The sequence below is a fragment of the Enterococcus sp. DIV1411a genome (genome assembly GCF_050531945.1).
In the GTDB taxonomy this organism is placed as follows: domain Bacteria; phylum Bacillota; class Bacilli; order Lactobacillales; family Enterococcaceae; genus Enterococcus_B; species Enterococcus_B faecium.
The window spans coordinates 956,850-977,383 of sequence record NZ_CP172892.1; the positions used below are offsets into that span (position 1 = coordinate 956,850).

The 20,534-nt window shown below is 37.1% G+C and carries 23 protein-coding genes and 1 tRNA gene; 18 read left to right on the forward strand and 6 right to left on the reverse strand.

Going from position 1 to position 20,534, the window contains the following annotated elements:
- Positions 1-326 precede the first annotated feature (326 nt).
- Positions 327-1,280, forward strand: coding sequence for an IS30 family transposase (locus IGJ87_RS04595; RefSeq protein ID WP_002328397.1), 954 nt, complete (start codon positions 327-329; stop codon positions 1,278-1,280).
- A 60-nt stretch (positions 1,281-1,340) separates the two neighbouring features.
- Entirely contained in the window at positions 1,341-1,553 is a 213-nt protein-coding gene (locus tag IGJ87_RS04600) for a hypothetical protein (protein WP_002297633.1), read from the forward strand.
- 277 nt (positions 1,554-1,830) lie between these two features.
- Here IGJ87_RS04600 and IGJ87_RS04605 read toward each other — a convergent pair whose 3' ends face one another.
- Positions 1,831-3,630 carry a glycerophosphoryl diester phosphodiesterase membrane domain-containing protein gene (locus tag IGJ87_RS04605; protein WP_002287775.1) on the reverse strand — a complete coding sequence of 600 codons (1,800 nt, stop codon included), beginning with the start codon at positions 3,628-3,630 and terminating at the stop codon, positions 1,831-1,833.
- A gap of 123 nt (positions 3,631-3,753) precedes the next feature.
- Entirely contained in the window at positions 3,754-4,350 is a 597-nt protein-coding gene (locus IGJ87_RS04610; RefSeq protein ID WP_002287776.1) for a TVP38/TMEM64 family protein, read from the reverse strand.
- Between the two features lie 349 nt (positions 4,351-4,699).
- Here IGJ87_RS04610 and IGJ87_RS04615 point away from each other — a divergent pair, with 349 nt between their 5' ends.
- Both IGJ87_RS04615 and IGJ87_RS04620 read left to right on the forward strand, forming a co-directional pair.
- Positions 4,700-5,044 carry a carboxymuconolactone decarboxylase family protein gene (locus IGJ87_RS04615; RefSeq protein WP_002296337.1) on the forward strand — a complete coding sequence of 115 codons (345 nt, stop codon included), beginning with the start codon at positions 4,700-4,702 and terminating at the stop codon, positions 5,042-5,044.
- Positions 5,045-5,464, forward strand: coding sequence for a cupin domain-containing protein (locus IGJ87_RS04620; protein WP_002317579.1), 420 nt, complete (start codon positions 5,045-5,047; stop codon positions 5,462-5,464).
- Positions 5,465-5,555: 91 nt separating this feature from the next.
- Here IGJ87_RS04620 and IGJ87_RS04625 read toward each other — a convergent pair whose 3' ends face one another.
- Both IGJ87_RS04625 and IGJ87_RS04630 read right to left on the reverse strand, forming a co-directional pair.
- Positions 5,556-5,906: a hypothetical protein gene (locus IGJ87_RS04625; RefSeq protein ID WP_002296335.1), complete on the reverse strand. Its 351-nt coding sequence runs from the start codon at positions 5,904-5,906 to the stop codon at positions 5,556-5,558.
- On the reverse strand, positions 5,872-7,203 hold the full coding sequence (locus IGJ87_RS04630) for a DUF1576 domain-containing protein (protein WP_227311083.1): 1,332 nt from the start codon (positions 7,201-7,203) through the stop codon (positions 5,872-5,874). The genes IGJ87_RS04625 and IGJ87_RS04630 overlap by 35 nt, the downstream gene beginning before the upstream one ends.
- Before the next feature lie 254 nt (positions 7,204-7,457).
- Between IGJ87_RS04630 and IGJ87_RS04635 the strand changes: the two genes are divergently transcribed.
- The 4 genes from IGJ87_RS04635 to asnB all read left to right on the forward strand — a co-directional run bounded on the left by IGJ87_RS04635 (position 7,458) and on the right by asnB (position 11,785).
- Positions 7,458-8,024, forward strand: coding sequence for a TetR/AcrR family transcriptional regulator (locus tag IGJ87_RS04635; RefSeq protein ID WP_002296332.1), 567 nt, complete (start codon positions 7,458-7,460; stop codon positions 8,022-8,024).
- Positions 8,025-8,168: 144 nt separating this feature from the next.
- Positions 8,169-8,256 (forward strand) — tRNA-Ser (locus IGJ87_RS04640).
- A gap of 334 nt (positions 8,257-8,590) precedes the next feature.
- Positions 8,591-9,565 (forward strand): choloylglycine hydrolase, encoded by a 975-nt coding sequence (gene bsh, locus IGJ87_RS04645; protein WP_002333622.1) that lies wholly within the window; start codon positions 8,591-8,593, stop codon positions 9,563-9,565.
- Between the two features lie 324 nt (positions 9,566-9,889).
- Positions 9,890-11,785, forward strand: a complete 1,896-nt coding sequence (asnB, locus tag IGJ87_RS04650; protein WP_002323439.1) for an asparagine synthase (glutamine-hydrolyzing) — start codon at positions 9,890-9,892, stop codon at positions 11,783-11,785.
- 194 nt (positions 11,786-11,979) lie between these two features.
- Here asnB and IGJ87_RS04655 read toward each other — a convergent pair whose 3' ends face one another.
- Positions 11,980-12,426 carry a DUF2188 domain-containing protein gene (locus tag IGJ87_RS04655; protein WP_002288531.1) on the reverse strand — a complete coding sequence of 149 codons (447 nt, stop codon included), beginning with the start codon at positions 12,424-12,426 and terminating at the stop codon, positions 11,980-11,982.
- A gap of 212 nt (positions 12,427-12,638) precedes the next feature.
- Between IGJ87_RS04655 and rpmG the strand changes: the two genes are divergently transcribed.
- Together rpmG and IGJ87_RS04665 are read left to right on the forward strand one after the other, a co-directional pair.
- Positions 12,639-12,803 (forward strand): 50S ribosomal protein L33, encoded by a 165-nt coding sequence (rpmG, locus tag IGJ87_RS04660; RefSeq protein WP_002320810.1) that lies wholly within the window; start codon positions 12,639-12,641, stop codon positions 12,801-12,803.
- An 87-nt stretch (positions 12,804-12,890) separates the two neighbouring features.
- A complete protein-coding gene (locus IGJ87_RS04665) occupies positions 12,891-13,409 on the forward strand; it encodes a dihydrofolate reductase (protein ID WP_002296121.1) in 519 nt (172 codons plus the stop codon).
- Positions 13,410-13,485: 76 nt separating this feature from the next.
- On the opposite strand, the gene IGJ87_RS04670 is transcribed toward IGJ87_RS04665, so the two are convergent.
- Positions 13,486-14,442, reverse strand: a complete 957-nt coding sequence (locus tag IGJ87_RS04670) for an ABC transporter substrate-binding protein (RefSeq protein WP_002293906.1) — start codon at positions 14,440-14,442, stop codon at positions 13,486-13,488.
- A gap of 165 nt (positions 14,443-14,607) precedes the next feature.
- Here IGJ87_RS04670 and IGJ87_RS04675 point away from each other — a divergent pair, with 165 nt between their 5' ends.
- The 8 genes from IGJ87_RS04675 (at position 14,608) to IGJ87_RS04710 (ending at position 20,401) form a co-directional block, all read left to right on the forward strand.
- Positions 14,608-15,414 carry an ABC transporter ATP-binding protein gene (locus tag IGJ87_RS04675; protein WP_002293905.1) on the forward strand — a complete coding sequence of 269 codons (807 nt, stop codon included), beginning with the start codon at positions 14,608-14,610 and terminating at the stop codon, positions 15,412-15,414.
- Entirely contained in the window at positions 15,411-16,400 is a 990-nt protein-coding gene (locus tag IGJ87_RS04680) for a FecCD family ABC transporter permease (RefSeq protein ID WP_002323946.1), read from the forward strand. The genes IGJ87_RS04675 and IGJ87_RS04680 overlap by 4 nt, the downstream gene beginning before the upstream one ends.
- Positions 16,397-17,401 carry a FecCD family ABC transporter permease gene (locus IGJ87_RS04685; protein ID WP_002323947.1) on the forward strand — a complete coding sequence of 335 codons (1,005 nt, stop codon included), beginning with the start codon at positions 16,397-16,399 and terminating at the stop codon, positions 17,399-17,401. Before IGJ87_RS04680 ends, IGJ87_RS04685 begins: the two co-directional genes overlap by 4 nt.
- A 131-nt stretch (positions 17,402-17,532) precedes the next feature.
- Positions 17,533-18,075, forward strand: a complete 543-nt coding sequence (locus tag IGJ87_RS04690; RefSeq protein WP_002289886.1) for a 5-formyltetrahydrofolate cyclo-ligase — start codon at positions 17,533-17,535, stop codon at positions 18,073-18,075.
- A 19-nt stretch (positions 18,076-18,094) separates the two neighbouring features.
- Complete coding sequence (locus IGJ87_RS04695) at positions 18,095-18,793, forward strand: rhomboid family intramembrane serine protease (RefSeq protein ID WP_002289885.1); 699 nt, start codon at positions 18,095-18,097, stop codon at positions 18,791-18,793.
- 20 nt (positions 18,794-18,813) lie between these two features.
- Positions 18,814-19,026 (forward strand): YqgQ family protein, encoded by a 213-nt coding sequence (locus IGJ87_RS04700; RefSeq protein ID WP_002293902.1) that lies wholly within the window; start codon positions 18,814-18,816, stop codon positions 19,024-19,026.
- A complete protein-coding gene (locus IGJ87_RS04705) occupies positions 19,026-19,988 on the forward strand; it encodes an ROK family glucokinase (RefSeq protein WP_002288462.1) in 963 nt (320 codons plus the stop codon). The genes IGJ87_RS04700 and IGJ87_RS04705 overlap by 1 nt, the downstream gene beginning before the upstream one ends.
- A 17-nt stretch (positions 19,989-20,005) precedes the next feature.
- Positions 20,006-20,401 carry a rhodanese-like domain-containing protein gene (locus tag IGJ87_RS04710; RefSeq protein WP_002293900.1) on the forward strand — a complete coding sequence of 132 codons (396 nt, stop codon included), beginning with the start codon at positions 20,006-20,008 and terminating at the stop codon, positions 20,399-20,401.
- Positions 20,402-20,534 lie beyond the last annotated feature (133 nt).

The window sequence follows — 20,534 nt, forward strand, 5'->3', positions numbered from 1 at the left end:
TACAAATACTATTGCTTGAATATAAATCATATGCTCACCTCTTTATAAATAACTTAGCAATATAAAGAAAAAAACGCACGAACAACATAGGAATATAAACAAACGTTTTTGTCACAACGTCTAAGATCGTGTTAAAAAATAGTTATCTAAAAAGCAGAAAGATACTCAAAATAAAAAATAAAAAAATGAATAAAAACGTTTTCAAATACAAGGTAATTTGTTATTATAAACGCCGTTTGTATAATTAAGCGAGACAAATAAAAAAGCCATTTATGTTACACTCAAATTGTAATACCCGCTAAAGCATACAAGGAGAGTGAACATAAATGACTTATACCCATCTTACACCAAACGAGCTTGTAATGATAGAAGCATATTTTCATCAAGAAACTCCGGTTGCTATCGCTGCGAAGCAGCTTAAACGTGGACGCCAAACAATTTACAATGTCTATAACTTTCTCAAATGTGGTGGAACAGCACTTGAATACTTTGAACAATACAAAGAAAATAAGCGACGTTGTGGGAGAACCGAAATCATTTTTCCTGCTGAGGAAAAAGAATACATTGCAAAAAGATCAACTGAAGGTTGGACCCCAGACGTCATTATTGGCCGTGCAGAGCGAACCTTCTCTTGTTCAGTAAGTACCCTCTATCGCCGGTTTAAGACGGGAGAATTCAATGTTTTACATTTACCGATGCAAGGAAAACGAAAACCAAATGGTTATAAGGAAAAACGTGGAAAACAGGCATTCAAAAGAAATATTTCTGAACGTAAAAAAGATTATGTCGTTTTCGAAGAAGAATTTGGACATTTAGAGGGTGATACGATTGTCGGCATCCACCATAAAAGTGCCGTCATCACACTCGTTGAGCGACTTTCAAAAGCCATTATCGCCTTGAAACCAGAAGGCCGTAAGGCAGTTGATATTGAAAATTCGATTAATGAATGGCTTCAATCCGTACCCAAAAATCTTTTCAAATCAATTACCTTTGATTGTGGAAAAGAATTCTCTAATTGGAAAAGTATTAGTAATACGAATGATATTGATATTTATTTCGCAGACCCAGGAACGCCTTCCCAACGGGGATTAAATGAACATTCAAACGGACTCCTCCGAAAAGATGGACTACCAAAAGAAATGGACTTCAACCAAGTCAATCAAGGATTCATCTCATCCGTTGCGTCCAAAAGAAACCATATCCCTAGAAAATCACTAAATTACCAAACACCATTAGAAGTTTTTTTGAGTTACGTAAATGGAAAGTTTTGTCTCGCTTAATTTGACAAATAATAAAAATAAAGAAAAAACAAAATAAAAATAAAGAAAAGAGGGAATGAAATGGTAAAAGCAGAAGTAGGAAGATCTTATATATGCAAACCGATCGGAGTATCTCATGAACTAATCGGCTGTATTGAACGTACATATATCAACACGGCTGTCGTGTATGTTGAAAGTTATGACCAACGAGACTATCAACTTATCAATGAAAGCAAGTATCGCATGCTCGTAAAATTCTGTGATATTAGCGCACCTGCTGAATTGGTTTCTTAAACAGTATTTTTGAGAATTCGCAAGAACTCCCTTATAATATAAATAAAGACAGAAGGGAGCGAGAAGATATGCCAAAAAGAAAAAGTTCAGGGAAAATGGGAATTATTCTTGCAGTGATCTCTGCAATTCCTGCTATTTTAGCTATTGTTCGTGCGATGAAGGAATCAAGAGAAAGTTAAGCACACATTATGAGCGTCAAACAAAAAACGCATATACCTGCGGTGGCAGGTTATGCGTTTTTTGTTGTATAAAGACTTTTTTCATTAACGATTTTTGATTAGCCGACTCCCAAAACAAAATTTAGCAGTTTATCTGAATAAGTGATTTCTTCATCTGTTTGTTTCACACTTTCATTTAGTAGTCCCATCTCATCGGTTATGATACCATCCACACCATAAAACATCATGCGACTCATGGCATCTGAATCGTTGATTGTCCATACATATACTTCTTTTCCGTCTTGGTGGGCAGAATTAATGAAGTTACGGTTGATCGTACTATATTCCATTGTCAGAAAATCAGCAGGCGTCACAGGGGGCCCAACAATATTGAAAGGTAAGATGTAGCCCACATAAAAGTTTGGTTCTGCTTCTTTTAAATCTGAAACGGTTTGGTACGTCAAACTTTGCAAAATATGATGGTTCTCTAAGATAACTTTGCGGTATTTATGGACAAATCGTTCGACAAGGTCATCCGAATCTTTTTTAGAGGTCTTGATCTCAATAAGTAATTTTTGGTTTAGCTTATGTGCTTTTTCCAAATAAGAATCAAAAGAACAAACAGGGGCTTGCACTCCGTTTTCAGTAACTGTAAGATTTGTCAATTCTTTCAATGTAAGATCCTGTGGTGTTCCATTTACCCCTGTTAAGTGACGAAGATTTGCATCATGCATCACTACGAAATGACCATCTTTTGTTTCCTGAACATCCATCTCTACATAATCAGGATGATAGTCTCTGCTTGTTTTTTCAAGTGCTTCTAAAGTATTTTGCGCCCCATTTTGGGTACTCACACCTCTGTGAGAGACAGTCACTGGTTTTGTCTGAACAGCTGAAGTCAGATAATCCATATTGTAAAGACAGACGCCAATACCGAAAAAAACTGCAAAAAGAGTCAAACCAGTGTTTTTCAGCGCAGAGAAACGCAAGTTGGGGGCTTGTGGGATAAACCACTTAGGGATCTCAGGCAAGAAGCCTTCGTCATCCATGAAATCAACAATGATATAAAAAATCCCTACGGTAGACATCACGATATTGAATAATAAAATCCCTTGTAAAAGCGTCATAGCAAACACAGCGCTGATCAATGCATAGTCTGGGAAAAATTGTTCAACCATACTTTGTGCCAAAATAACAACGATATATCCTAAAGAAGAAAGGAGTAAAATCGTACCGCCAATCACAATAAATTGGCCCGTGATGGCCAAAAGACGCGATTTGGTCAATGACCAGCTTTCCCGAATGGCTGCTCGAAAAGGACGATCTCGTAGAATCATTTCCGGTAAAGCAAAAATCAGTCGAATCCCAATATAGCCAAGGAAAATATAAACGAGTAAAAAGGAACTGACGATGATCCAACGATTAGCAAAAATAAAATCCATAATGAAAGCGGGGATTTTTATTTTTGACAGTAGATCAGAATTAAAACTTAATCCGCTGATCGGTAGAATCAATAAAAAATAAGCAAGGAAAAACAAAAAAGTAATGGGTCTCACTTTCTTCAGCTGAAGTATCGTCAAGTGTAAGAGTTGCTTCAAAGAGATTGGTTCTTTCTTTTTAATAAAAAAAACACTCATCAAAAGAAAAGTAAATTCGAAATAAACTAACAGTAAAATCGTCATCAAAACTACGATTAACGAGAGTAGAACCCCAGGATGTTGAGAAAAAATTGAAGGAATATTGTCATAAGACAAATAGTCAATTGCCCCTCGGTGTAAAATAAAACGGGTCGTACTGCTCAATAAGGGTAAACAAATAAATAAAATAAAGCCATGCATCAGCAAGACATCACGGAAATAAGCTTGTGTTCCTTTTAAAAAGTCCCAAGCATTACCTAAGCTACGTTTCAAATAATTCATCCTATCACCTGCTCTTCACATTGTAGCGCAAATCTAATGAAAAAGGAAAGGGTGCAGTGTGTTTTGCAGACCCTTTCCCAGATTTAACATTGTCAATCAATGACTAATTTTACAAAATAAATATTATCCAAGAAGACCACTTAGATATTGACCTCCATAAATCAAGGCCATACTATATAAGAAAATCGACAGTGGTTTAGCAATCAAAATGATTAGTGTATATCGTTTCACTGACATGTTTGTCAATCCAGCCATCAAACATAACGCATCGTCAGGAGCAACTGGAAGAAAAATAGCTAGAGCAAACAGCTTCTCAAAACGGTTTTGATTATCCAGCCAGCCAATATATTTGTTATATGTCTTATCGCTAATCATGGAAAGTATGAATGGCTTTCCATAACGACGCCCTAGCAGAAAAATGATAATCGAACCAATGCAGATTCCAATATAGTTATAGATAAATCCAGCATAAGGGCCAAATATCAGGACACCAGCTGCAGTACTGATCCCTCCAGGAATGATTGGAATAACTACTTGCAGGATTTGGATGAAGACAAAAATAATCGGTCCTAAAATGATGGAATCACCTACTAATCCTCTTAACGCATTCAAATCTTTGAAAACACCTAAATTAATAAAATAAATCGTCAGCGCGATTGATAGGCCTAATCCGATAATGGATATGAAATTTATCAGTTTTCGAGAGGCAGCAATATTCATTATTCATCAACTCCTTAGAGGTTCTTTGTTAACTATACTTTACTAGAAAAGCAACTAACTGCGCCATTTTTTGATATGACAGAAAACAAACAATTTTGTAAGTTCATCATAAGTATAAAAGATTGATCTCAAAAAAACATCCAACTAAAGACTTATTTAATAACTTGTTTTTTTTAAAATAAAAAAAGCGTTAGCAACTATGCTTAAAAAGCATATCGACTGAATAAACTAAGCATTGGACAGGCTGAAAGACTACATTTAAAATGAAATGCGAAGAAACAATAGAAAATAAAGTTGCCTTAGAACCATAGTTGAATCACCTAACAGTCGTGAAGGGAGAATAAGAGAAATGGCAGAAAAACAAACCGCAGGACGAGATCAATTAGGAGATTTTGCACCAAAATTTGCAGAATTGAATGATGATGTTTTATTTGGACAAGTATGGTCCAGAGAAGAATTATCTGCTCATCAGCGTAGTATCATCACCATATCTGCATTAATTTCAGGAGGAAATTTTGAACAATTGCCAGCTCATCTGAAGATTGGCAAGCAAAATGGCATTACTAGTGAAGAAATAGCAGAAATCATTACCCATTTAGCTTTTTATGTAGGATGGCCAAAAGCTTGGTCAGCTTTTAGTTTAGCAAAAGAAATCTATTTAGAAGAAAATAGCGAAGATAAGAAAGAGGCGTAAATGATGACAAAACACGAAGAAATACACAATGGCGTGATTTTTCCAGCAGGTGAAAAAAACGAAGCTTACGCTCAAGTATTTACCGGGCAAAGCTATCTGAATATGTTAGTGAATGATCCCGAAGTTTCTGTTGGTGTAGGTAATGTAACTTTTGAACCAGGTTGTCGCAATCACTGGCATGTCCATACAGACGGCTATCAAATCTTACTTGTGACCGGAGGAGAAGGCTGGTATCAGGAAGAAGGAAAGCCAGCAAGACGATTAATGGCTGGAGATGTCGTCGTAACGCACAAAGGGATTAAACATTGGCATGGTGCGACAAAAGACAGTTGGTTTGAACATTTGGCGATCACTGCTGGTAATTCAGAGTTTTTAGAACCTGTAACAGATGAAGTGTATGAAGGATTGGAAAATCAATAATGTCAAGCTTGAACAGCTCCTGAAAGTAGATTTTAATCGAACTTTCAGGAGCTGCTTTTTTGATTCAGTCTTTTATAAATAGAAAATAGGGTTAATAATAGGAATGAGAAGCACGTCGAAAGATCTTAATATTGATAATCGGCTGGGCATACATGATTTCCACGTCATCAATCAAACTACCTAACAGATGATAATCTTCCCGATCATGTCGGGGATTACCTAATAGTTCTTGATAGTAGATTTCCATACTAGGGTCCCGAGGATTGTTCAGCAAATCAGCAAGTACATCTAAATCTTCTGGCTGAGTTTCTGCCGTACCCTGTATCTCTATGAAAAGCCCTTCCTCAGCAAATTCTACTCCAATACGTATTTCAGTTATTTCATGGGAATATAAATAAGTAAGAAGCTCATCGATGATTCTTTTTGATAATTCTTTTTCCAAGTGTCTTTTTTTCCTTTCTGACAGCGGTAAAGTTATCTAGTATCGGTACAAGGATACCTGCAACGAAACCAGTTGAAAAACCACTGTTATATAGATTTAGTCCTCCGTGCAAAGTGCTGACGTTATGGACAAGAGCAATATGTAGCACACCAGCTATTACACCGTAAAAACTGCCGTAAAAACCGCTTATGGGCGCGAGACCTGTCCCAAACACAGCTGCAACAAGCATGCCAGTACTGGTAATCTCATGAAAAGTTCCAAACAAAGAAGCAATAAATATTCCGACTAGTATCGGAAAACTGTTTTTTAAATGACAACCAAAAGCACTGAAACCCACCGCAGATAAAATAGCACCGATGACAGGTCCATTTAACTGACCGCCAACCAGCAAAACATAAGAAGACAGCATCAGACCAACTAAGCCCATGTTGATCAAAGTAGCACCAATACCAGAATTAGCAATGAAATCAGTTGTCAATTTTCCAGATGAATCGAAAATTTCTCGAATCCCCGAAAGCCGAAAGGAATTATAATAGAAACCAATTCCGACTGTCAGCGAAAAAAAGCCAAAAATAATCCAAATGAGAGGAAAGTGATATTCATTGAAAACCAATGTATTTTCGACGATTGAATAGCTGAATAACCTCAAAACAGCAGTAAAAGTCATCGCAATCAACCCAGAGGTGAATCCAATATTATAAAGTGTGAATCCACGATGGAAAACTAAAGTTTGAGCAGCTAAGGGCGGAAGAAGTAGACCAATTGCTATGCCAGCTAAATTCCCCAATAAAATACCTATCAGTAAAGGAAAACGCATACCAAAAGTGATATAACTAACGACCGGTGATAATGCGCTACCAAACAGTCTGATCATGATGTACTGAGAAAAAGGTTTATTGACAAATACAGCGTATAGATACACACCTAAAATGATTGAGATAGAATTATAAAGGTTTTTGCCAAAAAAAGAGAAACCGGTAACTGTTAGAATCGAAGCAAATAAGGGACCGTTTAAAATCACCTTGTGCCGATAAGCTAAAAGCACAGAAAGTAAGGTCAAAATCCCTACATTTATGAATGCGCTTCCGAAACCGCCTAAAGCAAAATAATCTGTCAAAAGATTGCTTGGCGAGGTAAGAATAGTTAGCAATCCACTCCAATTATCAGTAGGAGTATTAGAAAGCAAGCCAATAAAAAGAAAAAAAACACCTGTAAAACCAAGATAAAAATACTTTCTTTTCTGTGAAACGATTCGTTTTTGAGGATGAATATAAATAACGTCAGTTTCGTTTTCCATTACACACCTTCTTTTTCATTTTCTTTAACTATAACTTGAAATGAAAGATTTGGACAACTATCATTTAGGTCAAAACTAAAAATGTAAGGGAACCCATTGAATTTAACCAAATTTTTTTAATTTTGCAAAAAAAAGTTAAAGAAGACTGAAAAAAATTTAAAATATAACGTTTTGAGTAAAATGTTTGCAAAAAATGCTAAAAATAGGGTACAATAAAACAACATATACTGCAGTAAAGAAGTGGGGGAGTTTTAATGAGAAGAAAAGTCTATACCAAGGATCAAATTCTAAAAGCTGCTTATGATGTTGTTGCAAAGGAAGGGTTTAAAGGATTTACTGCGAGAAATATTGCTAAAAAGATGGGGATTTCGACACAGCCGATTTATCTGGAATTCAAAAACATGGAAGATTTAAAAAATACGTTGCTGGATTCTATCTTTGAACAACTAAAAGAAGATGTTTTCCCTATTGAACGTACTGGTGATAAAATCATTGATCTCGGTTTGAACTATATCTACTTTGCAAAAAAGCATCATAGTCTTTACATGGCATTGTACATTGATGAACATGGGGACGGAAAGAAAATGCATGATTTTTCATACAATTATTTCCGTGAAATAGTTAAAGAAGATGAAAGATACAATCAATTATCGGATGAATATGTCGATGCTCTGCATACTGGTACATGGGTAGCAGTGACTGGCTTAGCGTCATTGATGTCATCAAACATCATGCATCCAACAGAAGAACAAATCATTGCACTGATCAAACGGACAATTGACTCGATTTTAGCATTAGATAATCCTGAAATAATCAGATAGTGTTCTATCAGTATGAATTTGATCGGTAAGTCCGTTGGCTGCAAACTGTCAATGGACTTTTTTGCTAAAAAAAGCGATTTCTGTTATTTATCTATTAGAAATAGGCTTGACATTTCGTGAAAAAAGTTTAAAAATAGTACTTACGGAAGGTTGGCAGAGTGGTAATGCACCGGACTCGAAATCCGGCGAACCGGCTAATACCGGCGCGCAGGTTCAAATCCTGTACCTTCCTTATATCAACGATTAGAGGTTGTGAAGAAGCTGTCCTGCATCAAGTAATAAGAACGGCCAAACAAAAATAGCTTTTCCTATTTTTTCGTTTGGTTGGGCTTATTACCGCAGATGCAAGCTTTTGAACACCGTTTGTTCGGAATAAGGGGCTGTGACAAGACTTTTGTCACAGCCCCTTATTGTTGTACTTTTAACCTACAATATTTTTTGATTCCCCCTGAGTACTATTTTTTATAAATGCTAGTAAATCAATCTTCTTTGGCCTTTTTTTTGATAAAAAAAATACTAGATGTAAGATAAAAGTGTAAAAACGATTTGTTTTAGGAGGGGAAACGATGTGTACCGCAATCACTTATGCAACGAAAGACCATTATTTTGGAAGGAATTTTGATTATGAGATGTCTTATAATGAAGTAGTCACTATTACTCCAAGAAATTATCGTTTCGATTTTAGAAAGGTAAAAAATTTAGATAAACATTATGCAATGATAGGAATAGCAGCTGGGGTATCCAACTATCCACTCTATTATGAGGCTACAAATGAAAAAGGGTTGAGTATGGCAGGACTGAATTTTCCTGGCAATGCTGATTATAAAGAATTACAAGAAGGAAAAGATAACGTTGCACCATTTGAGTTTATTCCATGGATACTAGGGCAATGCTCAACCATAGACGAAGCTAAAGAATTATTGGCTACTATCAATCTAGTCAATATCGATTTTAGTGAAAAACTACCCTTGTCACCTTTACACTGGTTATTAGCTGATAAAGAAAAATCGATAGTAATTGAAAGTATGAAAGATGGACTTCATTTATATGATAATCCTGTCGGTGTGTTGACAAATAATCCGCCATTTGATTATCAATTATTTAATCTGAACAATTATCGCTCGCTATCAAATGGAACACCAGAAAATCATTTTTCAAACCAGATCAGCTTGAATGTTTATAGTCGTGGGATGGGAGGATTGGGCTTACCTGGAGATCTCTCTTCTGTTTCTCGATTTGTAAAAGCCACATTTACTAAAATGAATGCTGCATCAGGTGATTCAGAATCTGAAAGTATCAGTCAATTTTTTCATATACTAGGCTCAGTCGAGCAACAAAAAGGAGTATGCGATACTGGAGAAGGAAAATACGAATATACGATTTATTCTTCTTGCTGTAACGTTGATAAAGGGATTTATTATTATCGTACGTATGAAGACAGTCAAATTACTGCTGTAAATATAAATAAAGAAGACTTGGATCGTCATGAATTGGTCAGTTATCCAGTCGTAAAAGAGCAACAGATAAACTATGTCAATTAATTAATGAATAGATCCGTTTGGTATCATATTTTCTGATACAGTCATAATTAGACACGATCTTTAGGTCGTGTCTTTTTTTGCTGGTTTTTTTGGAAATAGCATCCACTAATATTTTTTTAACACGAAGAGAATAAGGTAGCCTCAAAAAAGAAAACATGGTAAATTAGATATTGGGACTTTATTTTCTGTAAAAACAGAAACTTTCATCTTTTGTTTTCACGTGACGAAATTGTAAGAGAGAAAATATTCGTCCGCTATTTATTCTATGATAAGATGCATATGAATGAAATAAACAGTAATTTTATATTAGGATGTGAAAGTTAAATGTGCGGTATTGTAGGTTTTGTTAACGACAAGGACAACAAAAAAACAATTATTAATACAATGATGGATCGAATCGTTCACCGTGGACCTAATAGTTCAGGAGAATATATCGATAAACATGTTGCTTTAGGATTCAGAAGATTAAGTATTATTGACTTAGAGGGCGGTACTCAGCCTATTTACAATGAAGATCGGACAAAGATCATTATTTTTAATGGCGAAATCTATAATTACCAGCCTTTGAGAGAAGAATTGATTGCAGCTGGCCACGTTTTTCAAACACATGCAGATACAGAAGTCCTTTTGCATGGTTACGAAGAATGGGGAACAGAATTATTGCAAAAGATCCGCGGAATGTTTGCTTTTGCTATTTGGGATAATGAAAAGAATGAGTTATTCGGTGCAAGAGACCACTTTGGGATCAAACCATATTATTATGCAGAAATGAACGGAACATTTATGTTTGGTTCAGAAATCAAAAGTTTTCTGCCTCATCCTGATTTTAACAAAGAATTGAACAAAGAAGCGTTGAAACCTTATATGACTTTCCAATATTCTCCATTAAACGGCGAAACATTCTTCAAAGATGTCTATCGTTTGCCTGAAGGCCATTATTATACGTATAAAGATGGAAAACTAGACATTCAGCAATATTGGGATGCAGATTTTGAAACAAAAGAAACGCATTCCCGACAAGAATGGATCGAAAAAATCGACGAAACCGTTCAAGCTTCTATTGAAGCACATACGGTCAGTGATGTAGAAGTTGGTTCTTTCTTATCCAGCGGGGTTGATTCCAGTTATGTAACCTCTGTATTGAAACCAGATCATTCTTTCTCAATCGGGTTTGATGATAAAACCTATAATGAAGCGATTGAAGCCAGAAAACTAACCGAACTATTGGACTTAGATAATACAGCAGCAGTGATCGACGGAGACATGTCGTTCAAAGCATTCCCTTTGATCCAGTATCACTTAGATGAACCTGATTCAAATCCTTCTTGCGTACCTTTGTACTTTTTAGCAAATCTTGCTTCACAAAGTGTGCGGGTAGTCCAATCTGGAGAAGGGGCGGATGAACTGTTTGCGGGATACCAAACGTATGGATTCCATACGAATTCAAAATTCATCCGTGTGATTGCTCAAGGATTGAAAAAATTACCAAAAGGAACACGCTATAATTTAGGACGTAAAATCGGAAAAATGAAAAATTTCCATGGACGGATCCATTTATATGAATCACTTGCTCCTGCAAAAGAATATTTTATCGGTCATGCTCGAGTGTTCGAAGAAACAGAAGCATCAGAAGTGTTAACACCAAAATATCAAACAGCACCATCTGTGGATGAAATCATGACTGTTCATTACGAGAAAACAGAAGGAATCAAAGATGAAGTCAATAAGATGCAATATGTCGATCTTCATCAATGGATGCCAAAAGATATCTTGTTAAAGGCAGATAAACTTTCTATGGCAAGTTCTTTGGAAGTCCGAGTACCTTTATTGGATATCGAAGTCATGAAATTGGCTCAACAAATACCAAGTAAGTTTTTATTGAATCAAAACAACACAAAAGATATTTTCAGACAAGCTGCGAACAAACATCTTCCGGAAGAATGGTCGAATCGTGTGAAATTAGGATTCCCTGTGCCAATCAAAGCTTGGTTGAAAGAAGAACACGGCTACGAACAAGTCAAAGCATTGTTCGAAGCAGATTTTGCAAAAGAATTTTTTGATCAAGAAAAAATCATGAAGTTGCTAGATGACCATCACGAAGGACGTAAAGAAGAGCAAAGAAAAATCTGGACAATCTTCAGTTTCTTGACATGGTATAAAGTCTACTTTGTAGATGAAACGATTCCGCAAGCAGAAGCAATCGACTATGTGACTGTTTGATGAAAATCAAATATCAATAAAAAAGAGGTTTTCTCCTACCGTTTAACACTGAGTGATAAGAAACAATTTCAAAAAACAGCTCTTCCCGTTTTATAGATATTATGACTTATGGTTCGGAGTTGGCAGAGGAACACCATTGTTTCGAACATAAGGGGGTTGTGACACGATTTTCGTCACAACCCCTTTACATATGTTCAATAATCGATTTCTTTTTCTTTTGTCCCATCTTTTTTATAAATGAACAAAGTTGATTCTTTGTTTTGTGCTACTTGCTTTCCTTTTTCGATTGCTTCTTTTTTTGTATCAAAATGGTTGCTTGCCTTTTTTGCCCCTTTAGATTTCACGATCCATTGTTCTTCCTCATATTCTACGATCACATCTGAATCAAGCAGTTTTCCAGCACGAGGATTCGTATCGTGTTCATCCGTCTTGCTTGGATTTTTTTCTTTTTCGAAAGTTCGTTTTTCTGATTCACTAGCATCTTCATACCATTTTTTTGCTTGATCAATGGCAATTGGGATCGCACGGTTATCAGGGTACCCTTCATCTAATAATGCATTTGCGATGTCGATTGCTTTTTTTCTTGTCAATTTATCTAAGTTTTTCATTGATGCAGGAAAGTCCTTCATGTTCCATGGCATATTAGTATCCCCCTTTATTAAAAAACATAATCTATATAAACAAGTGTAAGGGTATTTATACAAAAAGAAAAAGATTTTGTTTGAGAAGTAAAACCGTTGTATTTATCGTCAAGTAGTTTTACTTAACAAAATCGTGAAAAACACTAGCAATCTAGAAAAAATCATGGTAAGATAATCAAGTCTGAGAGTCATCTTAGAGGATTCTTGTAAAAATGGGAGGGAAAAACATGCGCGTAAACATCACTTTAGAGTGTACTTCTTGTAAAGAACGTAACTATCTAACAAGCAAAAACAAACGTAACAATCCTGATCGTTTGGAAAAACAAAAATATTGCCCACGCGAACGCAAAGTTACTTTGCACCGTGAAACAAAATAATGTTTTTAAAGTTCTCAATTCCTTGCTGGTCAAAGAATTGAGACTTTTTTTATCTCAAAACATCTAAAATCATAAGGAGCGGATAATATGTTTATTTCCATGTGGGCACAAGATAAAAATGGTCTGATCGGCAAAAATGGTTTGTTACCATGGCGATTGCCAAATGATATGCGTTTCTTTCGCGAACATACAATGGATCGAATTTTAGTGATGGGAAGAAAGACCTATGAAGGAATGGGGGATCTTTCACTTCCTTATCGCCATATCATCGTGTTGACAACGCAACCAAATTTTCGCACGAAAGAAAATGCGGAAGTAATGCATTCGATCGATGAACTTTTGTCGTATAGTCAAACGATCTCAGAAGATATCTATGTTTCGGGTGGTAGTCGGATTTTTCAAGAACTTCTTCCTTACACTGGTCGGATCTGGCGAACATTGATCGATAGCACGTTTGAAGGCGATACGTATATTGGGAATATTGATTTTTCAGACTTCGCCCTTATAGAGGAGTATGAGGGGATAACGGATCAAGAAAATCTATATGCCCATCGTTTTCAAAAATGGGAAAGAGTAAAAAATAGGGTTGCTTCAAAAGAAGAATAAAATCTATGCGTCTAGTTTGTTAATAAGAAAAAAAGCATCTCACGACTAATCGTGAAGATGCTTTTTTTAGTTAAAATCAATTTAGTTTTTCTTTGATATCATTGACCATTTCCTGACTGGCAATAGGTCCGTTATATAGCCAACTAGATTCAGGTCCGAATTGCAGTACATGATTGTCTGTCACTGCTTTAAGATTCTTCCAGCTTGGTTCATTGAACATGGCAGCATCTTTGTCACTGTTCACAAGGATGATGTAGTCAGCATCTAATTCAGCTAGCTTTTCAGAGGAAACAGCAGACCAGTCAGAAGTGGCTTTTTTGGAGACCTCTTCCACTAGATCAGGAACACCAAATTCCAGATCGTCGTATACGATTCTTCCACTTGACCGATTTTTGCTGACCATAAAGGCTGAGTTGTTGGTCACCCACAACACTGCAGCTGTCTTGTTCTCGATTTTATCTGCTAGTTCTTCTCGAGTTTTCTTGATGGATTTTTGATAATCGGAAATGATCTTTTCTGCCTCTTTTTCTTTTGCCAAAGCTTTGCCGACATCTTTTAGTTGTTCTTCCCATGTGACATCTGTTCCGTTTTTTACAACATAAGTTGGCGCGATTTTGCTATATTGTTCGTATTTCCCGCCTTCGACAGTAGCGGAAGAAGAAATCAACAGCAAATCAGGCTCAAAGCTTAACACTTTCTCATAAGGAAGGTCATAAGAAATCGTTGGGACATCCTTTAAATCATCTTGCAGATAATCTTGAATGGAACCACTGCCAACAGTCCACTGGGCGATAGGTTTTTCCCCTAGTGCAATCAGATAGTCTTCTAAGTAACTGCCGATGATCCGTTTGGGCGCGTTTGGAATCTCTACTTTATGTCCAAGTGTATCTGTGACTGTATGAGTACTATTGGATGAAGTCGTCGAATTGGCAGTTGTAGCTGTTTCTTTATCTGAAGAGGGGGAGCAAGCGCTCAGTACTCCAGCCAGCAGCAATATGCTAGATAATGTGAATACTTTTGTTTTTAATTTCATTTCTTTCCTCCTAACATAATTGAGAATCTTTCTCATTGGTTATTATTCCTGATATTTCGAACGCTGTCAACCGCTTCATTTGGCTATAGATATGAAAGTAGCGCTTGACGAAATGTTGAAACAGCGTCATAATTGAGAATGATTTTCAGCGAAAGGATGGGTGAAATGACGAGATTAAGAGCAGCTGACATTGCAGCCGGCTACGAAAACAAAAAAATCATTGAAAACATGTCTGTTACGATTCCTGAAGGGAAAATCACTAGTTTGATTGGGCCAAATGGAAGTGGAAAATCTACTTTATTGAAAAGCTTTACCCGTATACTACCTGTGAAATCAGGAAAGATCATTGTCAATAACTCTGATATCTCTACATACAGTTCAAAAGAACTTGCAAAAAAAATTGCATTATTAGCACAAACTAGTGAACACCCTACAGGTATGACAGTAGAAGAAGTAGTATCTTACGGACGATACCCTTATCAAAAACTGTTCAGCGGCATGGACACGCAAGATCATGAAGCAATCGAGTGGGCGTTGGATGCTACAGGTCTAGCTGGATTTCGTATGCGGGATATCGCAACGCTGTCTGGTGGACAAACCCAGCGTGTCTGGATCGCTATGGCGCTTGCTCAGGAAACAGATATCTTGATCTTGGATGAACCGACAACATTTTTAGATCCGGCACACCAATTAGAGATCCTACAGTTATTGACTGAAATCAATCAAATGAAACAAACAACGATCTTGATGTCGATTCATGACATTAATCATGCTTCACGTTTTTCAGATTATTTATTAGCAATGAAAAACGGTAAGTTGATCACAGAAGGTACACCTGAAGAAGTGATCACAAAAGAGTGTATGAAAAAAATATTTGAGATTGATGCAACGATTGTCACGCTTCCAAGAACAAATAAACCAGTTTTTCTAACCTATGATTTGTTGCCAAAAGAGCAGGAGGATCAATTATGAGGACTATGAAGAAAAATAGACTCCTGCTTTTGGTCTGTTTTGTTCTTTTGATTATTTTTTTTGTTGCTCTTTCAAATGGCGCAGCGACTGTGGGAAAAGCAGATTTTTGGCAGGCGTTGTTTGATTTTGATAGATCAAAACAAAGTCACCAAATCATACGAAATATTCGTTTGCCTCGTGTGGCGGGAGCATTTCTTGTAGGGAGTTGTTTTGCATTGAGCGGTGCATTGATGCAAGGAGTGACAAGAAATCCTTTAGCAGATTCAGGCTTACTAGGAATCAACGCGGGTGCTTCGTTGGCAATGGCCCTTAGTTTTGCTTTTTGGCCTAAAGCTTCTGATTTTTCTGTGTTTCTAATGTCATTGGCAGGTTCTTTTGCTGTAACTTTGCTCGTATTTGGTTTTTTGCAGTTTTCGAAAATGGGCATGAATCCTTTACAGCTGATTTTAGCTGGCGTAGCTATTAGTTCTTTTTTTACTGCTATCAGCCAAGCACTGACCCAATTCTTTAATCTGCAGCAGGATCTTGCTTTTTGGTTTGTAGGTGGAGCTGCCAATATCACATGGAAACAGTTAACAGTATTGTTTCCTTTATATATACTTGCTGTTTTGGTTTCTTTTTCATTAGGAAAAGCAATATCTTTGATTCATTTGAGTGAAACACATGCATTAGCTCTTGGAAGTCATCCTAAACGAACGCGGTTGATTGTTTTCTGTCTAGTCGCAGTGTTGGCAGCCATAGCAGTTTCGTTAGTCGGTCCAGTTTCCTTTATTGGACTGTTGGTTCCGCCAGTTGTTCGTGGAATGGTTGGAACGGACTATCGTTATGTTCTACCTGTCTCTTTTTTAGTTGGCGGTGGATTGGTTATGTTGGCGGATTTTACAGCGAGGATGATCAATCCCCCTTTTGAAACACCTTTTGGATTAGTCATTGCATTGATTGGCGTTCCGTTTTTACTGATACAAGTAAGGAGGGAACAACGGTGAAAAAAATATATTGGACGTTCTATTTCTTGCTTTTTGTACTTGTCATCCTGTCTATAGGTAGTTTAATGATTGGTACGCCTTTTATTTACCTGGATCAGCTTTTTGCCACGTTCATAGGGAAAGAATCATCTTCTTTGGCGCTGATTGTTAGAGAATTTCGAATTCCTCGATTACTGATCAGTTTATTAGCAGGAGCTTGTCTTGGCGTTTCTGGTTATATCTTGCAAGGAGTAACAAGAAATGAATTGGCAGATTCTAGTATATTGGGCATTAATGCCGGAGCAGGATTTTTAGTGATGCTTTATTTAGGTTTCTTTTCGCACTATTCGCTGCCGTTTCTATTGCTAGTTGTAGCCTTTCTAGGTGGTGTTTTAGCTGCTTGCTGTGTCTATCTTGCGGCCTATGATCGAAATGGCTTTTTGGGTATGAATCGAATCTTATTGTCCGGTATTGCCGTTAATGCCGGCCTTTCTGCATTAACATTGCTATGCACGATCCAATTATCTAAGGAAAATTATGGATTTGTGAATGCATGGTTAGCGGGATCAATCTGGGGTGCGAGCTGGCCTTATGTTTGGGCATTGCTTCCATGGGCGGTTATCTTAATTCCGCTAGGAGGACTTTATGCACAGAAGATTGGATTGCTATCATTTGGTCAAGAACGCGCGCAAGGATTAGGCCTTAACGTGGCTAAAAGTCAAAAAATCCTTTTGTTGTTAGCTGTTGCTTTGGCAAGCGGTAGTGTAGCGGTGACAGGTAGTTTATCTTTTGTAGGACTACTAGCTCCTCATGCTGCGAAGCTAGTCGTACGTAAAGAAAATAACTGGACCTTTGTTCTGAGCGGTTTGTTCGGTTCCATTTTTGTGCTTAGTGCAGATATGGTTGCTAGAGTGATTCTACCAAGTGGGGAAGTACCTACAGGAATTTTGATTGCCCTTTTTGGTGCGCCATATTTTCTGTATGCACTTTTTATCAGACAAAAACACGCGCTGAACAGTTGAAATTCATTAAAAAAGGAAGGCCAATCATTTCTAGGTCTTCTTTTTATTCTATTTATGCATTTATTTGAAAGTTCGATTGCTATTTTTCTTTTTTTCCTATACCATTTTATGAGAGAAGGAAGGGTGAGTTTTTGGACCAATTGAAAGTAAGATTACGCCGGAAAGGAATCGAAAAGCTGAAAAATCTGGCCAAAAGTGGCAAGAAAAAGGAAAAAGAACAGCGAATCTATAAACAGCTATTCGCCAGCGAGTACTGGAAGTCAGCAAAAGTGATAGGGACGACTTTATCGAATGAATTTGAACTGGATACACAGCCGGTTATCCAACGAGCAGAAAAAGAACAAAAGAAAATAGTTGTACCTAAAACTTTGCCGAAACGTCAGATGGCGTTTTATGAAATGGATGAACAGTCCGTTCTTGTACGTTCGAGTTTTGGTGTTCTTGAGCCACAATCAGAGAAGCTCTATTTGCCGGAGATGATCGATCTCCTCATTGTACCAGGTATTATCTACAATAGAGCCGGTTATCGAATCGGTTTTGGCGGTGGTTATTACGACCGGTATTTAAATAATTTTCATAAAAAAACATGTAGCCTTGTTTTTCGTGAACAATTGAATGAACAATGGCAACCGGAGAGCTTTGATCAGAAGATCCAACAATTGTTTATTGACTAAAATGAAATGGGAGGTTTTCATGAATTATCAACAGCAAATAAAATTGCGTGCATGGTTAAGACGACCGTTATGGACCTATGCTTTTTTAGGGATACAGACAGCGGTCTTCCTCATGATGGAATTATTTCCGCGACTTGAGATCCCTTATTATGCCGGAATGTATGGTCCTTATCTTGTTCACTTCAATGAATGGTGGCGTTTAGTGACACCAATCTTCATCCATTTTGGACTGATGCATTTCGTAATGAACTCACTGATACTGTATTTTATGGGGCAGCAAATCGAGGCAATCTATGGCCATTGGCGTTTTTTCTTGATTTATATGTTCAGCGGGATAATGGGAAATACAGCAAGCTTTGCTTTTAACGAAGCGAATGTTCTGTCTGGTGGTGCGAGTACTTCGATATTCGGTTTGTTCGGTGCGTTGTTTATCTTAGGGTTTCATTTTAAACATAACCCAGCGATCCAGCAGCTAGTCAGACATTTTCTTTTATTTATTGTGTTGACATTTGTTTTTGGTCTTCTGGATACCTCTGTAGATGTTTGGGGACATGTCGGTGGGCTAATTGGCGGATTAGTGTTAGGGAATGTTTTGGGTCTACCGAAACAACAGACAAGCTATTCGATACACCAAAGGATTCTTTCTACACTAGTTTTTGTATTTCTTTTTGTAATATGTATTTTACTGGGTTTAAAAAAATATGGTTTACTTGTATAATATGAAGGAAGTGCTTAAAGATGGAGAGCTTATATGATGTACAGCAGCTGTTCAAAAAATTTGGCATCTTTATCTATGTGGGTGCACGCATCTATGACATTGAATTAATGACTATCGAATTGCGTAATCTGTATGATAGCCGTTTGATTGATCATGATACATACATGACAGCGTGGCGCATATTAAAAAGAGAGCACCGAATTGAAGAAAGCCGAAAGAAAGGAAATTTGTAATGGACAAGAAGATTATTGGGATTGATTTAGGTGGAACAACAGCAAAATTTGCAATTTTAACACCAGAAGGAGAGATTCAACAAAAATGGAGCATCGATACCAATATTTTGGATGATGGTAAGCATATCGTTCCTGAAATCATTGAATCAATCAATCATCGTTTGAATTTATATAATATGAAAGCCGAAGACTTTATCGGAATCGGCATGGGTACCCCAGGAAGCGTGGACAGCGAAGCTGGAACGGTTATTGGTGCGTATAACTTAAACTGGACAGAAGTTCAATTTGTGAAAAAACTGATCGAGGCAGGAACAGGAATCAAATTCGCTATCGATAATGATGCGAATGTTGCTGCTTTAGGTGAACGATGGAAAGGTGCTGGAGAAAATGATCCAGACGTTGTATTCGTTACTCTAGGAACAGGTGTTGGCGGAGGTATCGTTGCTGGCGGAAATTTGATTCACGGCGTGAGCGGAGCTGGAGGAGAAATCGGACATATCACTGTGGATCCTGAAGGGTTCGAATGTACTTGCGGTAAACGCGGATGTTTAGAAACTGTATCTAGCGCTACAGGTGTGGTACGCCTAGGTCGTTTCTTGGCAGAAGAATACGCAGGGGATTCAAAACTGAAAGCAATGCTAGACAACGGAGAAGAAGTAACAAGTAAAGATATCTTTGAAATGGCTCAAGAAGACGATCCGTTTGCATTGATGGTTGTTGATCGCGTATGCTTCTACTTAGGTTTAGCTTGCGGAAACTTGGGGAATACATTAAATCCGTCAAGTATCGTGTTAGGTGGAGGAGTATCGGCAGCAGGAGAATTTTTACGCAGCCGTGTAGAGAAATATTTTAAAGAATTTACTTTCCCGCAAGTAAGAGAATCAACAAAAATCAAATTAGCAGAGCTTGGTAATGAAGCTGGTGTCATTGGTGCTGCCTCATTAGCCTTGAAATTTGCTTAAAAAAACGGAGGCATTACATGGTTTTATGGGTAATTAATATCATTTTGCTATTGATTGTGCTTGCAATCATCTTTTGGGAAGTCTATCTACGAGTAATGGCCAAACGTTCAGCAACGACTTTGACAGAAGAAGAATTTCGAGAAGGAATGAGAAAAGCACAAGTAATCGATGTTCGCGAAAAAGATGTGTTTGATGCTGGGCATATTTTAGGTGCAAGAAACATCCCTTACACTGTTTTGAAAGATTCATTAGGATCTATTCGAAAAGACCAGCCTGTCTATATTTACGATCAAAAGAAAAGTTTGAGCATCCGTACAGCAAATAAATTACGTAAAGCAGGTTATCAAGAGATTTATTTACTTAAGGGTGGATATGACGGATGGTCTGGAAAAATCAAAAGTAAAAAAGTATAAAACAGATGATTGTATGACAGCTTTAAAAAACGAATCAATCATTAGATTTTGACCAAGATCACATGAACGGCGCAATGGATAGTTGTGCCGTTCATTTTTTTTATTTTGTGCTATTATCTACATATATAAGCTA

Coding starts and splice junctions, on each gene's coding strand:
- IGJ87_RS04705 (WP_002288462.1), top strand. CDS start 19,026: ATGGACAAGAAGATTATTGGGATTGATTTAGGTGGAACAACAGCAAAA.
- bsh (WP_002333622.1), top strand. CDS start 8,591: ATGTGTACCGCAATCACTTATGCAACGAAAGACCATTATTTTGGAAGG.
- IGJ87_RS04670 (WP_002293906.1), bottom strand. CDS start 14,442: ATGAAATTAAAAACAAAAGTATTCACATTATCTAGCATATTGCTGCTG.
- IGJ87_RS04605 (WP_002287775.1), bottom strand. CDS start 3,630: ATGAATTATTTGAAACGTAGCTTAGGTAATGCTTGGGACTTTTTAAAA.
- IGJ87_RS04600 (WP_002297633.1), top strand. CDS start 1,341: ATGGTAAAAGCAGAAGTAGGAAGATCTTATATATGCAAACCGATCGGA.
- IGJ87_RS04635 (WP_002296332.1), top strand. CDS start 7,458: ATGAGAAGAAAAGTCTATACCAAGGATCAAATTCTAAAAGCTGCTTAT.
- IGJ87_RS04710 (WP_002293900.1), top strand. CDS start 20,006: ATGGTTTTATGGGTAATTAATATCATTTTGCTATTGATTGTGCTTGCA.
- IGJ87_RS04700 (WP_002293902.1), top strand. CDS start 18,814: ATGGAGAGCTTATATGATGTACAGCAGCTGTTCAAAAAATTTGGCATC.
- IGJ87_RS04695 (WP_002289885.1), top strand. CDS start 18,095: ATGAATTATCAACAGCAAATAAAATTGCGTGCATGGTTAAGACGACCG.
- IGJ87_RS04630 (WP_227311083.1), bottom strand. CDS start 7,203: ATGGAAAACGAAACTGACGTTATTTATATTCATCCTCAAAAACGAATC.
- IGJ87_RS04675 (WP_002293905.1), top strand. CDS start 14,608: ATGACGAGATTAAGAGCAGCTGACATTGCAGCCGGCTACGAAAACAAA.
- IGJ87_RS04665 (WP_002296121.1), top strand. CDS start 12,891: ATGTTTATTTCCATGTGGGCACAAGATAAAAATGGTCTGATCGGCAAA.
- IGJ87_RS04610 (WP_002287776.1), bottom strand. CDS start 4,350: ATGAATATTGCTGCCTCTCGAAAACTGATAAATTTCATATCCATTATC.
- IGJ87_RS04680 (WP_002323946.1), top strand. CDS start 15,411: ATGAGGACTATGAAGAAAAATAGACTCCTGCTTTTGGTCTGTTTTGTT.
- IGJ87_RS04595 (WP_002328397.1), top strand. CDS start 327: ATGACTTATACCCATCTTACACCAAACGAGCTTGTAATGATAGAAGCA.
- asnB (WP_002323439.1), top strand. CDS start 9,890: ATGTGCGGTATTGTAGGTTTTGTTAACGACAAGGACAACAAAAAAACA.
- IGJ87_RS04620 (WP_002317579.1), top strand. CDS start 5,045: ATGATGACAAAACACGAAGAAATACACAATGGCGTGATTTTTCCAGCA.
- IGJ87_RS04655 (WP_002288531.1), bottom strand. CDS start 12,426: ATGCCATGGAACATGAAGGACTTTCCTGCATCAATGAAAAACTTAGAT.
- rpmG (WP_002320810.1), top strand. CDS start 12,639: ATGGGAGGGAAAAACATGCGCGTAAACATCACTTTAGAGTGTACTTCT.
- IGJ87_RS04615 (WP_002296337.1), top strand. CDS start 4,700: ATGGCAGAAAAACAAACCGCAGGACGAGATCAATTAGGAGATTTTGCA.